Raw genomic sequence first — 14825 nt, forward strand, 5'->3', positions numbered from 1 at the left:
AAATTAATTAGATATCCTTATTTAAAATGTTAATAAATAGTTAATTACTGATTCTTTTAATGCTGGCACCAATTGCATTCAGTCGCAGGTCAATGTTTTCGTAACCTCTGTCTATCTGATCTATATTATGAATTGTACTTTTCCCATCGGCAGAAAGTGCGGCAATAAGAAGGGCAACACCTGCTCTAATATCCGGCGAAACCATTGTTGTTGGTCGTAAACCCTGTCTTTGATTTAAACCAATAACAGTAGCTCTGTGCGGATCGCAAAGAATGATTTGAGCTCCCATGTCAATTAGTTTATCCGTAAAGAACAAACGACTTTCGAACATTTTTTGGTGAATTAATACGCTTCCTTTAGCTTGAGTTGCTACCACAAGAAATACACTTAGTAAATCCGGAGTAAGTCCTGGCCAGGGAGCATCTGCAATCGTGAGAATTGAACCGTCAATAAAGGTTTCGATTTGATAATTTTCCTGCTTTGGAATGTAAATATCGTCGCCTCTTAATTCCATTTTTACACCTAAACGTTTAAATGCACCAGGAATCATCCCCAGTTCGTGATAGGCAACATCTTTTATTGTAATTTCGGATTTAGTCATTACCGCAAGTCCAATAAAACTGCCTATTTCAATCATATCCGGAAGTACTCTATGCTCACATCCGCATAAAGAAGTAACTCCTTCAATCGATAAAAGATTTGAACCAACACCACTTATTTTTGCACCCATCGATATCAGCATTTTACACAATTGCTGTATGTAAGGTTCACAGGCTGCGTTGTATATTGTTGTTGTACCTTTGGCCATTACTGCGGCCATAACAATGTTTGCAGTTCCTGTAACCGAAGCTTCGTCGAGGAGTAAATAGCAACCTTTTAATTCTTTGGCTTCAACACGATAGAAATTTTCATCCTGATTAAAATTGAATTTGGCACCTAATTTTTCAAAACCTAAAAAGTGTGTATCCAGACGTCGTCTTCCTATTTTATCTCCGCCCGGGCGAGGAATATATCCTTTGCCAAATCTTGCCAATAAAGGACCGATAATCATTATTGAACCCCTTAATGATGATCCCTTGCTTGCGAATTCAGGAGAATTTAGATAGTCAAGATTAATGTTTTTTGCTTCGAAAGAATAAGTGTTTTTAGATTCCTGATTAACCTTAACTCCAAGTTCCGACAGCAATTCAATTAACTTATTAACATCTAGTATGTTTGGTATATTATGGATGGTTACCTTTTCTTCAGTTAAAAGAGTGGCGCATAAAATCTGAAGGGCTTCATTTTTTGCCCCTTGCGGGGTTAATTCTCCCTTTAACGATTTACCTCCAATAATTTCGAAAGTGCTCATTGGCTGCTATTTTTGGTGTGTATAAAGGCTAAAGATAATTATAAAAAACGTTTGGGAAAGTGAAAGTAGACTGGTCTTGACATAAAAAAAACCGGTATGGAACCGGTTTTTGTTTTATGCTCTTGGTTTATTGAACTTTCGATGATCGTTTTTATTATCGTTTCGATTATCAGTTCTTGGATTTTTTTTCTTTTTAATTTTTTGAACGAATTCCCTTTCTTTGACTTCGGCTAATTTTAATCGCTCAGGAATTTCAAGTTTCCCTTTTGATAATGCAACCAGATCTTTAAATATTTTCTCGTCAGGAACACTGTCTTTATTCCAGTTAAGGAATGATTTTTTCATGTGATTGGCAATCATTATTATGAGAGCATCTTTTTCCTTCGGATCTTCAAGTTCGATGGCTTTTGCAATTAAAACTTCTACCGTACGGCCATAATGGCGGTATTTTATTCTTTTAGTGCTGTAAGGCAATCGATCAGGTTTTTCAGCTAACTTTTCCTTTGTAGGAGCTTCGTAAGGCGAGTCGATGTCTAAATTAAAATCAGACATGATGGCTATATGATCCCACAGTTTGTGCCTAAAATCACTAACATCTCTAAGGTGAGGATACATATTTCCCATAATGGCAATAATACTTTTTACCACATGGTTTCTCTGAGCCCTGTCTTCAACAGTTAGGGCGTAATCTACCATTTTGTGAACATTTCGTCCATATTCAGGAAGAATTAGATGTTTCCTGCTTGAATTATAATCCATTTATTTTGTTGTTGTTTTAATCTGGTAATAACTTTTTTTATACGATAGGTAATTTGGCAAACTTGATAGAATGCAACGCAATAGCACAAAAAGAATGAAGATAGTTATAAGTACTACTGAAGAATCTAAGATTTCACTGGTTTTACTAAACGAAGTAGAAAAGAAGCTTTAATGAATTGTTTTTTATGAACTAAACAATTACAGAAAATCTTAGAACTCAAGGCAAATGTAACAGATTTCTTCTTTCAATACAAATAGTTAGCGTATTTATCCTACAATTTTAAGTTTTGCGAATTTTAGCAGTAACTGTTTTTGACCCACATTTTGAAAAAATACGGTTGCTTTGATGTTTGGTTTGCTTCCTTCCATTTGCAAAACTTTCCCTTTGCCAAAGCGCTGATGCTCTACAATCATACCTGATTGTATTTGTTCCGGATTGGAAGGGATGAAATTAGGATCATTAGCCTGACTACTACTTGTATTATTACGGATAATGGGTTGATTTAGTTTTGGTTTGGCAGAGAAACTTTGTTTTGCTTCGAATCTTTTTGGTTGACTTACGATTTCAGAATCGGTTCTGCTTTGGAAGTTTTCATTTCCGGCTCCGGAAAAATCGGGCTCCGATTCATATTGAAGATCCATAAATTTCTCATCAATTTCATTGATGAAACGACTTGGTCGCGGATAACTCATGTTTCCCCATTTGTATCTCGATTTGGCAAACGATAAGGTGACTTTTGTTTCGGCTCTGGTTAAAGCAACATAAAACAGCCTGCGTTCCTCTTCTAATTCCTGCTGCGTGCTGGTAGCCATCTGCGAAGGAAACAAATCTTCTTCCAACCCTACAATATGTAAATGCGAAAACTCCAGACCTTTTGCCGAGTGAATGGTCATTAAGGTCACTTTATTCCGATCTTCATCTTTATCCTTGTCCTGATCGGTTAACAGTGCAACATCTTCCAGATAATTGGCCAATTGCAATTCGTTGCCTTCTTCCAAAGAGTTTTGCGTAAATTCCTGAATCCCGTTTAACAGCTCCTGAATATTTTCATGTCGGGAGACTCCTTCAGGCGATCGGTCATTATAAAGATCCTGAATAATACCGGTTGTTTTTGCAATGTAGTTTGCCAGATCAATAGCCGTGTCTGTATCTTGTCTTTTCTGAAAATCAGTAATTAAAGCTGCAAATTTCATCAGTTTCGAGATGGTCCCGGAGTTGATTCCGTAGGGTCTTTGGTTCAGACCACAAATCACATCCCAAATACTGCACTCGTTTTGGGTGGCAGCATCCTGCAGTTTGCTAACGGTAGTATCTCCAATTCCTCTTTTAGGATAGTTAATCACCCTTTTGATTGCTTCTTCATCATTCGGGTTTACCGTCATGCGGAAATAGGAAAGCAGATCCTTAATTTCTTTTCTCTGATAAAAGGAAAGTCCGCCATATATTTTATAGGGCAAATTTAGTTTGCGTAGTGATTCTTCAAAAATACGCGATTGAGCATTTGTTCTGTATAGAATAGCAAAATCCTGATATTGAAGATGCTCGCGCATTCTTTCTTCGTAAATTGCATTGGCAACAATATACCCTTCTTCGTGATCGGTAAGTGCTTTAACAACTTTTATTTTTTCTCCTTCTTCGTTTTCCGAAAAAGATATTTTTTTTATCTGATCGCGGTTTTTGTGAATAACACTATTGGCGGCATTTACAATATTTTGTGTCGATCTGTAATTCTGCTCTAATTTATAAAGCTTGTAATTAGGATAGTCGTTTTTGAAATTGAGTATGTTTTCAATTTTCGCACCTCGAAAAGAATAGATACTCTGGGCATCATCACCAACAACACATACATTTTTATGATTATCGGCAAGCTTTTTTACAATTAAATATTGAGAGTAATTGGTATCCTGATACTCATCAACCAAAACGTATTTAAATTTGTTTTGGTACTTGGCTAATATTTCTGGTTTGGATTTAAAAAGAATATTGGTCTGCAATAAAAGATCATCAAAATCCATTGCATTGGCTTGCCGGCACCGCTGACTGTATTTTTTGTAAATTTCAAAAATTAGCGGCCGGCGATTGCTCGAGTCAATTTTTTGAATGCCGGCGTTTTGAGAATAAGCATTTGCAGTAACCAAATTATTTTTAGCTGATGATATTCGGTTCAAAACTTCATTTGCCTTATATACTTTATCATCAAGCTGCATTTCTCTTATAATAGCTCGAAGCAGATTGCGCGAATCCTGAGTATCGTAAATCGTAAAATTAGAATCAAAACCCAAATGCTCGGCTTCGTATCGTAATATTTTCGAAAATATAGAGTGAAAAGTTCCCATCCAAAGCGATTGAGACTGCTGTTGATCGACAAGATTCCCGATCCTTTCTTTCATTTCCCGTGCAGCTTTATTGGTAAAAGTTAAAGCTAAAATAGAGTAGGCAGGAATTTTCTGATTTAGAAGATGGGCAATCCGATAAGTTAACACCCTTGTTTTGCCCGACCCGGCTCCGGCAATAACCAGTGATGCTCCATTAATATTCTCAACGGCTTCTCGTTGTACTGGATTTAATTCATTTAAATATTCCATTCTATTTCTATCTTTCCAATTATTTCGAAGCTCAAAAATAATATTTGAACCGTAACTTTCGTCTTTTTTTTGAATATTACTCCATAATTAAATCCATAAAAAGCATTTAGTGTGAAGTAAACCAGGATTCTAAAGAGGTATTGTCAAGGGTCTTACTAAAGCCTTTTCTTGGTTCTGTTTATCTCTTAGTATGTATTTTGCAGATAAAGATAATTGTTTAATAATAGAAAAAACGGCTTAATTTTTTTAATATTGTAATTCCAGATATATCATAAAACTATTCATACATCACTATGAGAATTAAGTCCAACTTAATAGATTCGATGACAATTTTTCGCTGTTCACTTCTTGTGATATTTGCAATTTTGTCCAATCCGATTTTCTCGCAGATTACTGCACCAACAGCAACCTACAGCTCAGTAACTCAGTATGCGAGTTCACCACAGGATGATATTTTTGTCTTTTGTGACAATATAGGTGCCGGTGTTGGTGAATTAAAAGCAGTCTCTAATGATGGAACCTCAGGTTGGACTTTTACATGGACGAAATGGGATTCGGGAACAGGCACTTTTGCAATACCGATTCCTTCGGTTGATACTTCTACAGAATCAATATTGACAAATTTGCCTGATGGATTGTATAAAGTTGAAGCTACGAATGGAGTTAATTCTTTTAATGATCAGGCATGGGTGTTGAATAGATTGGCAAGTTCTCAACAGCCAAATTTTAGTCTTTCGCGAAGAGATTGTGCAGGTATATTCTTCAACTCATCGTTTGGTGTTATTCAGTTAAAATATCAGGATATTACAACGAAAGATGAAATATTACTTCCAGCAACTTATGTGTTTGAATTGACGCGTGAAGGTTTAAGTGTTCAACGAACTCCTTTGATTGATTATGATGGTTCAGTAAAGAGTTTCTTTGATGGTGAAGCTTTTGAAGGAAAGAAAAATTATGTCTTGACAGTTACCGATGAATGTGGAAGAGATTACGTGTCCTCAATGATATCCTCTGAAACGTACGTTGTAAAAGCGGAATTTACTGTTAAGCCAAAGGCTGGGGAAGCTCCTTTGGAAGTAGAGTTCACAAACGAATCTGTGAATGCTGATGATTTTGAATGGTTCATTTATCAGGATTTTGATCGTATTGCAGATGCTGCCAATGTAGAGGATAGTCTTCTTGTTGATGGAATAATTACAGATGAGGGGCCTATTGCTTACACTTATTTGCATCCGGGAAATTATTTCGTAAAATTAATAGCTTCGTCAGAAAATGTGGATGGAACATGTATCGACGAATTTAATTTTAAAGCAGAAGGAACACCAATTGTAGTGGATACTTCTTTGGTGCAGGTGCCTAATGTGTTTACACCTAATGGAGATGGTAGGAATGATATTTTTAGAGTGAAATCGCAATCCTTAAAAAGTTTTAGTGGAACAATTATCAACAGATGGGGAAGGGTTGTGTTCTCGTGGAAAAACCCTGATGAAGGCTGGAATGGAAAAATCAATGGTAAATGGGCAACTCCGGGAACCTACTTTTATGTGATAACAGCAACGGGCAGAGAAGAACAAAAAAAGAAATATACTAAAAAAGGATCTTTTATGTTGATCAGAAAATAGAATATTGAAATATAAATTATAAATAGAAAAAAGGCCTCATGCGAAGCCTTTTCTTTGTTATGCTTCAGCAGTTTCTTCTTGGTAGGCTGCTAAAAGTTCAACCTGAACTTCGTTTGGAACTTTTTCGTAGGTGTCAAATTTCATGGTGAATTGAGCTCGACCTCTGGTTAAAGAACTCAACGTAGTAGAGTATTTGTTCATTTCCTTTAAAGGTACTTTAGCCAGGATTTTTTGAAATCCTTTTTCAGCTTCCATTCCCATAATCATTGCCCGACGAGATTGTAAATCACTCATCACATCGCCCATTCGATCTTCAGGCACCAATACTTCAATATTATATATAGGTTCAAGTATTTTTGGCCCTGCATTTTTAAAGGCGGCGCTAAAAGCATGTCGGCCTGCTAATCTAAACGAAATTTCATTTGAATCAACCGCGTGCATCTTTCCATCATAAACAACCACACGGATATCCCTGGCATAAGATCCTGTAAGCGGGCCTTCATCCATTTTTTCCATTATTCCTTTCTGAATGGCCGGAAGGAACCGTGTGTCTATAGCACCACCAACAATACAGTTGCAGAACACTAATTTTCCACCCCAATTCAGTTTGGTAACTTCGGTGCCACGCAGGTTTACTTTCATTTCTTTCCCATCGATCTTATACATTACAGGATCAGGCATCCCTTCAGTATATGGCTCAATAAGCATGTGTACTTCTCCAAATTGACCAGAACCTCCGGATTGCTTTTTATGGCGGTAATCTGCCTGGGCAAGTTTGGTGATTGTCTCTCTATAAGGAATCTTAGGAGTTAGGAACTCAATTTCCAGATGATCGTTGTGACTTAATCTCCATTTAAGAGTGTTCATATGGAATTCGCCCTGTCCGTGTAATATGATTTGCTTTAGTTCTTTTGAATATTCTATTGTAATAGTAGGGTCTTCTTCGTGCATTCTATGAAGAAGTTCTCCCAGTTTCTCATCATCAGCTTCATCTTTAGCTTTTACAGCGGTTCTGTACTTTGGTTCAGGAAATTGGATGTCCTTATATACAAAATCACAATCTTTACAATTTAATGTATGATTGTTTTTCGTGTTTTTCAATTTTACAGTTGCGCCAATGTCGCCTGCAACAAGCTCACTAACTCTCTCTCTGTTTCTGCCTGCGATAATGTACAATTGAGAGACTCTCTCTTTTATATTGTTGTTTATATTGATTAAGTCGTCACCTTCTTTAATTCTTCCTGATATAACTTTAAAGTAACTTACTTCTCCAATGTGGGGCTCAATGGATGTTTTAAATACGAAAACTGAAGTTGGTGCATTAGGGTCGCATTTTGCTTCTCTTCCGCTTACTGTTGGTATGGCAGGCATTTCTGTTACAAATGGAACAATATTTCCAATAAATTCCATTAATCGTCTTACGCCCATATCTTTTTTGGCTGAAACACAGAAAACAGGAAAGAAATCACACGCGATCATTCCTTTCTTCATTCCGGTTCGCATTTCATCTTCTGTCAAAGTTCCTTTTTCAAAAAAAAGTTCCATCAAGTCTTCATCGTTTTCTGCGGCTGATTCAACAAGCTCGTTATGCAGTTCATTGGCTTTATCAATTTCAGAGTCCGGTATCGGAAGTATTTCCGGTTCCCCGCCGTCAGGACCCCATTGGTACATTTTCATTTTTAGTACATCAATAAGAGCATTAAAATTTACGCCAACGTTTACGGGATATTGTACGATTGAAACTTTACTGCCAAAATTAGTTTTGGCTGATTCAATGCATAGTTCAAAATTAGCTTTGTCATGATCGAGTTGATTAACAACAAATATCAAGGGCTTATTTAAAGCTGCGGCTCTGCGGCCTATTATCTCTGTGCCAACTTCAACACCATTTAAAGCATTGATAAGCATTAAACCTGTATCAACAACGTTGAGGGCTGAAATTACTCCTCCGGAAAAATCATCTGCGCCGGGAGTATCAATAAAATTAATCTTCTTTCCTAACCACTCAGTGTAAAGAACTGTTGAAAAAACAGAGTTCTCATATTCGTGTTCTACAGGGTTGTAATCAGAAACGGTGTTATTATCTTCCACGTTTCCGCGTCTTGTAATAACACCGCCTTCAAATAACATTGCTTCAGCAAGGGTAGTTTTACCCGAGCCGGCATTGCCAATGAGGGCGATGTTTTTAATTTCATTTGATTGATACACTTTCATAATGGTATTTTTTTTTGGGTTTGAAAAAAATGTATTTATTTTGGGTTTGAAGTTGATAAAACTTCATTTTTACTTATAAGGTTTTCTAAATTAATTAACTTTTTAGTTAGATACAATATACATTAAGGGATCTTGGACATAAAAAATTGACATCCATAAATTTTGATCGTATTTTTAACTTTTACTCCTTGATTTTACTGGAAGACACGACTCTTTTTTTAATAAACTCAAACAGCTTATTTTTTTGATAGAGAATAACTTGTCTTTTCTAAAGGCTTTTCTTACCTTTGTGCGCTGATTTAAAGGGGTTTTATAAAATTACATGGCTGAATTGCTGATTTTATAAAATAAATAATACCTTTGCAAACCAAATTGTTAAAAATATTTAATTAAAAAAGTAATTGTTAATATGCCTACAATTCAACAGTTAGTTAGAAAAGGAAGAACCAAGCTTATCGATAAAAGCAAGGCTCCGGCATTGGATTCTTGTCCACAGAGGAGAGGGGTTTGTGTCCGTGTGTATACGACTACACCTAAGAAGCCTAACTCGGCTATGCGTAAAGTTGCCCGTGTTAGATTGACTAACGGAAAAGAAGTGAATGCTTACATTCCAGGAGAAGGACACAACTTACAGGAACACTCGATCGTTTTGATTAGAGGTGGTCGTGTGAAAGATCTTCCAGGGGTAAGATATCACCTTGTTCGTGGTGCTCTTGATGCTTCAGGGGTAGAAGGTCGTAAACAACGTCGTTCTAAGTATGGTACTAAGAGACCTAAAGCTAAAAAGTAATTAATTCTAGTTTTTAAAACTGTGAGTTAATGTTTATGTGTTGTTCTCTATTAAGTTGAGTAAATGATCGTGAGATTTTTGAAGACTGAACCAGGCAGCTACAACGGATAACTCGTAAACTAAGAGAAAATGAGAAAGTCAAGACCAAAAAAGAGAATCTTATTACCGGATCCAAAGTTTAATGATGTTTTGGTAACAAGATTTGTGAATGACTTAATGATTGATGGAAAGAAAAACCTTTCCTTTAAAGTGTTTTATGATGCTTTAGAAATCGTTAAAACGAAAACAGAAAAGCTGGAAAAATCTCCACTTGAGATTTGGAAAAAAGCTTTGGAAAACATTACTCCAGCAGTAGAGGTTAAGAGCCGACGCGTAGGTGGAGCAACTTTTCAAGTTCCTACAGAGATTCGTCCTGAAAGAAAAGTTTCAATCGCTATTAAAAGTATGATTCTTTTTGCACGCAAAAGATCTGGTAAATCTATGGCTGAAAAATTGTCTGCAGAAATTCTTGGTGGATACAATGAAGAAGGTGGAGCTTACAAGAAGAAAGAAGATACACATAGAATGGCTGAAGCTAACCGTGCTTTTGCTCACTTTAGATTTTAATAACTGTTAAGCGATTCTTAAAGAATATGGCAAAGAGAGATTTAAAATTCACCAGAAATATTGGTATCATGGCGCACATCGACGCCGGTAAAACAACGACTACTGAGCGTATTTTGTATTATACCGGAGTTTCTCACAAAATTGGTGAGGTGCATGATGGTGCAGCAACAATGGACTGGATGGAGCAAGAGCAAGAGAGAGGTATTACAATTACTTCTGCTGCAACTACCTGTTTTTGGAATTACGACAGCGAAAAGTATCAGGTAAATATTATTGATACTCCAGGTCACGTTGATTTTACCGTTGAGGTAGAGCGATCATTGCGTGTATTGGATGGAGCTGTTGCATGTTTTTGTGCAGTTGGTGGTGTTGAGGCACAATCAGAAACAGTTTGGAGACAAGCTGATAAATATAAAGTACCACGTATGGGTTTTGTAAATAAAATGGACCGTTCAGGTGCTGATTTTTACAAGGCTGTTCGTGAGGTAAGAGAGAAATTGGGAGCAAATCCAATTCCTGTTCAAATTCCTATCGGAACTGAAGAAAGTTTTAAAGGTGTGGTTGATTTGATCGCAATGAAAGCTGTTATTTGGTATGATGACGAGAACGGAACTAATTATACATTAGAGGATATTCCTGACTACTTAGTTGAAGAAGCTAATGAGTGGAGAGAAACACTTGTAGAGGCTGTTGCAGTGCATGATGAAGATATGATGGAGCGTTTCTTTGAAGATCCTGATTCTATTACTGAGCAGGAGCTTTTAAATGTGATTCGCAAAGCTACTATCGCTATGGATATTGTTCCAATGTTGTGTGGTTCGGCATTTAAAAATAAAGGTGTTCAGCGTTTGTTGGATGCTGTTATTACATTCTTGCCATCTCCTTTAGATGTTGATGCTATTGTTGGTAAAGTTCCGGGAACAGATGAAGTAGTTTCAAGACAACCTTCTGTTGACGAGCCTTTGGCTGCTTTGGCATTTAAAATTGCTACCGATCCATTTGTAGGTCGTTTGGCTTTTACTCGTTTGTATTCTGGATCTATTGATGCTGGTTCTTACGTTTATAATGTTAGAACAGGTAACAAAGAACGTATTTCGCGTTTATATCAAATGCACTCAAACAAGCAAAATGCGATTGATCGTGTAGAAGCTGGTGATATTTGTGCATGTGTTGGGTTTAAAGATATTAGAACAGGTGATACATTGTGTCAAAAAGAAACTTCAATCGAGCTTGAATCGATGGATTTTCCAGAGCCGGTAATTGGTATTGCTATTGAGCCTTTAACTCAGAAAGATCTTGATAAAATGGGTATGGCATTGGCTAAATTAGCTGAAGAAGATCCAACTTTCCATGTGAAAACTGACGAAGAATCAGGACAAACTGTTATTTCTGGTATGGGTGAACTTCACTTGGATATCATCGTTGACCGTTTGAAGCGTGAATTCAAAGTAGAGTGTAATCAAGGTGCGCCTCAGGTTGCATACAAAGAAGCTATTACCGGAACTGTTAATCACCGTCAGGTATTTAAGAAACAGTCTGGTGGTCGTGGTAAATTTGCTGATATTATTTTCAACTTGTCTCCAGTGGATGCCGATTTTGAAGGAGAAGGATTACAGTTTGTAGACAAAGTTAAAGGTGGTAATATCCCTAAGGAATTTATTCCATCTGTACAAAAAGGTTTCAAAGAAGCAATGAAAAATGGTGTGTTGGCAGGTTATACTGTTGATTCATTAAAAGTTGAATTGCTTGACGGATCTTTCCATCCTGTGGATTCTGATCAGCTTTCGTTTGAATTGGCAGCAAAGCAAGGATACAGAGAAGCTTGTGGTAAAGCGAAACCGGTACTTCTTGAGCCAATCATGAAAATTGAAGTTATCACACCAGAAGAATATATGGGTGATATCATTGGTGACTTGAATAAACGTAGAGGTCAGATTGAAGGAATGGAGTCTAAGCATGGAGCACGCGTTGTTAATGCTACAGTGCCATTGTCAGAGCAATTTGGATACGTTACTGTATTGAGAACCTTATCCTCTGGTCGAGCAAATTCTTCTATGGAATTTGATCATTTTGCTGAGGTGCCAAAAGGTATTGCAAAAGAAGTGGTTGAGAAAGCCAAGGGTAAAGTTGAATTACTATAGTTTTATCGTATAATATTAAATAATATGAGCCAAAAAATTAGAATTAAACTGAAATCTTACGATCACAACTTGGTTGATAACTCGGCTGAGAAAATCGTTAAGACAGTTAAGGCTACAGGTGCAGTAGTAAGTGGTCCTATTCCACTTCCAACTCACAAAAGAATTTTTACCGTTCTTCGTTCAACTTTCGTGAACAAGAAATCAAGAGAGCAGTTTCAACTTTCTTCATTCAAACGTCTGATTGATATTTACAGTTCTACTGCAAGTACAATTGATGCTCTAATGAAACTAGAGTTGCCTAGTGGAGTTGAGGTAGAGATTAAAGTTTGATAAACTGTTAGATTTATTTTTTAAAAAATAAAGAAAAATGCCAGGATTAATTGGAAAAAAAATCGGAATGACTTCCGTTTACAGTGCCGAGGGAAAAAATATTCCATGCACTGTCATTGAGGCAGGTCCATGTGTTGTAACCCAGATCAAAACTATTGAAACTGATGGTTACGAAGCACTTCAGTTGGCTTTCGACGAAAAGAAAGAAAAGCGAACAACGAAGGCGCTAGATGGGCACTTTAAAAAGGCAAATACAACCCCTAAGAAAAAACTTGTTGAATTCGACGATTTCGGAGCTGAGTACAAGTTAGGAGATGTTATTACAATTGATATTATCGAGGAGTCTACTTTTGTAGATATCACAGGTATATCAAAAGGTAAAGGTTTTCAAGGGGTAGTGAAACGTCATGGTTTTGGCGGAGTAGGAGGACAGACACACGGTCAGCATAACCGTTTGCGTGCTCCAGGTTCTATTGGTGCTGCATCTTACCCAGCTCGCGTATTTAAAGGCATGAGAATGGCCGGACGTATGGGTGGGGACACTGTGAAGGTGGAAAACCTTCAGGTTCTTAAGGTTATTCCTGAGAACAACTTATTATTAGTTAAAGGATCTCTTCCAGGGTCTAAAGGTTCATACGTAATTATTGAAAAGTAATGGAATTAACTATTTTAAATAAATCTGGAGAAGATACAGGCAGAAAAATTGAGTTGAACGACTCGGTTTTTGCAATTGAACCAAACGAACACGCTATTTACCTAGATGTTAAGCAATATTTAGCTAACCAACGTCAGGGAACTCACAAATCGAAAGAAAGAGCTGAGATCTCAGGTAGTACTAAGAAAATAAAGAAACAAAAAGGTACTGGTACAGCTCGTGCGGGTAGCATTAAATCGCCTGTGTTCAGAGGGGGAGGACGAGTATTCGGTCCACGTCCAAGAAACTATAGTTTCAAATTGAATAAGAAATTAAAGCAATTAGCTCGTCGTTCAGCTTTAAGTTTAAAAGCTCAAAATGATGGTTTGTTAATTATCGAAGATTTCAATTTTGAAGCTGTTAAGACAAAAAGTTTTGTTGAACTTCAAAAAAACCTGAAAGTATCTGATAAAAAAGTACTTTTGGTGTTAGCCGAAGACAATAAAAACATATATTTGTCTTCTCGTAATTTGAAGAATGTTGAAGTTGTACGTGTTTCTGATCTTGCAACTTACGATATTATGAAAGCTTCAGCTTTGTTATTTGTAGAGAGCTCCGTAAAAGGGCTCGATGAAATGTTTAAACTAAATTAAGTTTAAAAGATGGAAATTTTAATCAAACCGATCGTTACCGAGAAGATGACAGCCCAAAGCGAAAAATTAAATTGCTTTGGATTTGTCGTGGATCGCAGAGCGAAGAAGATCGAAATTAAAAAGGCAATTGAATCAATGTACAACGTTAAGGTAGCGGCAGTCAATACCATGAATTATCAGGGTAAGAAGAAGAGCCGTTTTACTAAAGCTGGTGCAATTGAAGGAAGAACTGCTTCTTTTAAGAAAGCGATCGTTACTTTAGTTGATGGGGATAAAATAGATTTTTATAGCAATATTTAATTAGAAAATGGCTGTACGTAAATTAAGACCTGTAACTCCTGGTCAAAGGCATAAGATTCTTAACACCTTTGAGCAGGTTACTACAGACAAACCTGAAAAATCATTGTTAAGACCAATGAAAAAAACCGGTGGTAGAAATAACTCCGGTAAGATGACAATGAGATATATAGGTGGTGGTCACAAAAGAAGATATCGAGTTATTGATTTCAAAAGAGACAAAGATGGCGTTCCTGCCAAAGTGGTTTCGATTGAGTACGATCCAAACCGTACTGCGCGCATAGCTTTGCTAGTGTATGCAGATGGTGAGAAACGTTACATCGTCGCACCAAATGGATTGGAAGTTGGTCAGTCTTTGCTTTCTGGAAATAAAATAGCTCCTGAAATCGGAAATTCAATGCCATTATCTGATATCCCATTAGGTACAATAATTCATAATATTGAATTAAGACCCTCTCAAGGTGCAGTGATGGCTCGTAGCGCTGGTGCATATGCCCAACTCGTAGCACGAGATGGTAAGTATGCATCTATCAAATTGCCTTCTAGTGAAGTTAGAATGATTCTTGTAACCTGTAAGGCTACTATCGGAACTGTTTCTAATACTGACCATGCGTTAGAAAGAAGTGGTAAAGCCGGACGTACTCGTTGGTTGGGAAGAAGACCTAGAGTTCGTGGTGTGGTAATGAATCCAGTAGATCACCCAATGGGTGGTGGTGAAGGTAAATCTTCAGGTGGACATCCACGTTCTAGAACAGGTGTTTTAGCAAAAGGTTTCAAAACCAGAGCTAAAAAGAATGCTTCTAATAAGTATATTGTTGAAAGAAGGAAAAAATAATTTGATA

General features: G+C 36.9%; 13 protein-coding genes. 9 read left to right on the forward strand and 4 right to left on the reverse strand.

Annotated features, from left to right (window positions below):
* Nucleotides 1–40: 40 nt before the first annotated feature.
* From murA to BZG01_RS01975, 3 genes are all read right to left on the reverse strand, one after another.
* A complete protein-coding gene (gene murA / locus BZG01_RS01965) occupies nucleotides 41–1351 on the reverse strand; it encodes a UDP-N-acetylglucosamine 1-carboxyvinyltransferase (protein WP_101308148.1) in 1311 nt (436 codons plus the stop codon).
* Between the two features lie 114 nt (nucleotides 1352–1465).
* Nucleotides 1466–2110 carry a DUF4290 domain-containing protein gene (locus BZG01_RS01970; protein ID WP_101308149.1) on the reverse strand — a complete coding sequence of 215 codons (645 nt, stop codon included), beginning with the start codon at nucleotides 2108–2110 and terminating at the stop codon, nucleotides 1466–1468.
* A gap of 267 nt (nucleotides 2111–2377) precedes the next feature.
* Nucleotides 2378–4696 carry an ATP-dependent helicase gene (locus BZG01_RS01975; RefSeq protein WP_101308150.1) on the reverse strand — a complete coding sequence of 773 codons (2319 nt, stop codon included), beginning with the start codon at nucleotides 4694–4696 and terminating at the stop codon, nucleotides 2378–2380.
* 323 nt (nucleotides 4697–5019) lie between these two features.
* Here BZG01_RS01975 and BZG01_RS01980 point away from each other — a divergent pair, with 323 nt between their 5' ends.
* On the forward strand, nucleotides 5020–6318 hold the full coding sequence (locus BZG01_RS01980) for a T9SS type B sorting domain-containing protein (RefSeq protein WP_180327175.1): 1299 nt from the start codon (nucleotides 5020–5022) through the stop codon (nucleotides 6316–6318).
* Between the two features lie 57 nt (nucleotides 6319–6375).
* On the opposite strand, the gene BZG01_RS01985 is transcribed toward BZG01_RS01980, so the two are convergent.
* Complete coding sequence (locus tag BZG01_RS01985) at nucleotides 6376–8532, reverse strand: elongation factor G (RefSeq protein ID WP_101308152.1); 2157 nt, start codon at nucleotides 8530–8532, stop codon at nucleotides 6376–6378.
* Between the two features lie 409 nt (nucleotides 8533–8941).
* Between BZG01_RS01985 and rpsL the strand changes: the two genes are divergently transcribed.
* From rpsL to rplB, 8 genes are all read left to right on the forward strand, one after another.
* Entirely contained in the window at nucleotides 8942–9322 is a 381-nt protein-coding gene (rpsL, locus tag BZG01_RS01990; protein WP_101259654.1) for a 30S ribosomal protein S12, read from the forward strand.
* 129 nt (nucleotides 9323–9451) lie between these two features.
* Nucleotides 9452–9928 carry a 30S ribosomal protein S7 gene (rpsG, locus tag BZG01_RS01995; RefSeq protein ID WP_101308153.1) on the forward strand — a complete coding sequence of 159 codons (477 nt, stop codon included), beginning with the start codon at nucleotides 9452–9454 and terminating at the stop codon, nucleotides 9926–9928.
* Between the two features lie 26 nt (nucleotides 9929–9954).
* The gene (gene fusA / locus BZG01_RS02000; protein WP_101308154.1) at nucleotides 9955–12069 is read left to right on the forward strand and encodes an elongation factor G; all 2115 of its coding nucleotides are present in this window, start codon (nucleotides 9955–9957) and stop codon (nucleotides 12067–12069) included.
* Between the two features lie 24 nt (nucleotides 12070–12093).
* On the forward strand, nucleotides 12094–12399 hold the full coding sequence (rpsJ, locus tag BZG01_RS02005) for a 30S ribosomal protein S10 (protein ID WP_096428449.1): 306 nt from the start codon (nucleotides 12094–12096) through the stop codon (nucleotides 12397–12399).
* 37 nt (nucleotides 12400–12436) lie between these two features.
* Complete coding sequence (gene rplC / locus BZG01_RS02010; protein WP_101308155.1) at nucleotides 12437–13054, forward strand: 50S ribosomal protein L3; 618 nt, start codon at nucleotides 12437–12439, stop codon at nucleotides 13052–13054.
* Nucleotides 13054–13686, forward strand: a complete 633-nt coding sequence (gene rplD / locus BZG01_RS02015) for a 50S ribosomal protein L4 (RefSeq protein ID WP_101308156.1) — start codon at nucleotides 13054–13056, stop codon at nucleotides 13684–13686. The genes rplC and rplD overlap by 1 nt, the downstream gene beginning before the upstream one ends.
* 9 nt (nucleotides 13687–13695) lie before the next feature.
* Nucleotides 13696–13986 (forward strand): 50S ribosomal protein L23, encoded by a 291-nt coding sequence (gene rplW, locus BZG01_RS02020; protein ID WP_101308157.1) that lies wholly within the window; start codon nucleotides 13696–13698, stop codon nucleotides 13984–13986.
* 7 nt (nucleotides 13987–13993) lie between these two features.
* Complete coding sequence (gene rplB / locus BZG01_RS02025; protein ID WP_101308158.1) at nucleotides 13994–14818, forward strand: 50S ribosomal protein L2; 825 nt, start codon at nucleotides 13994–13996, stop codon at nucleotides 14816–14818.
* Nucleotides 14819–14825: the final 7 nt, after the last annotated feature.

The organism is Labilibaculum manganireducens, assembly GCF_002843385.1.
Lineage (GTDB): Bacteria > Bacteroidota > Bacteroidia > Bacteroidales > Marinifilaceae > Labilibaculum > Labilibaculum manganireducens.